The 435-nt window shown below is 54.7% G+C and carries 1 pseudogene; it reads right to left on the bottom strand.

Annotated elements, in window-relative coordinates:
• A pseudogene (locus KVH01_RS29505) lies at positions 1–413 on the bottom strand (IS3 family transposase); the annotation flags it as partial.
• Positions 414–435: the final 22 nt, after the last annotated feature.

The following is a 435-nucleotide window of genomic DNA, read 5'->3' as shown; positions in this document are numbered from 1 at the left end:
AATTACACTCAGCGCATTACGCAGCTTGGGCCGCAAGGTGGTGGTGCGCGCATCGGCCTTTAAATCTGGCACTGAGCCCAGCGCTGCAAGGTTCGCAGCGATAGCCCGACCTCCTAGCATGCACGTATTTTTCGGGCGCTGCGACAATGGCTTCAATCAACTAGCTCACCAACAACTGCCGTTGTGGCAAAGAGGTCAGCTGTCCTCGCCGTCGCTCCCCCAGTAGGCGTTGAGCTTTTTTCGCCCACTAACAATGCTGCGGTTTCAGCTAATGCAGCATCTTTACGGCGCAGTTCACGCTCTAGTTCCTGAATGCGTTTCTTGTCTTTACGCGCCTGCTCATGGCCAGTCATTTTTTGGATCTGCACCGCCTCTTGACCGCTGATACAGGCTTGACGCCAAGCATTGATCTGCTAGGGGAAAGGCCGTTTCGAT

The sequence above is a fragment of the Pseudomonas khavaziana genome (assembly GCF_019145205.1).
Classification (GTDB): Bacteria; Pseudomonadota; Gammaproteobacteria; order Pseudomonadales; family Pseudomonadaceae; genus Aquipseudomonas; species Aquipseudomonas khavaziana.
The sequence above is the reverse complement of the archived record's forward strand: the minus strand, read 5'-3'. Positions and strand labels throughout refer to the sequence as shown.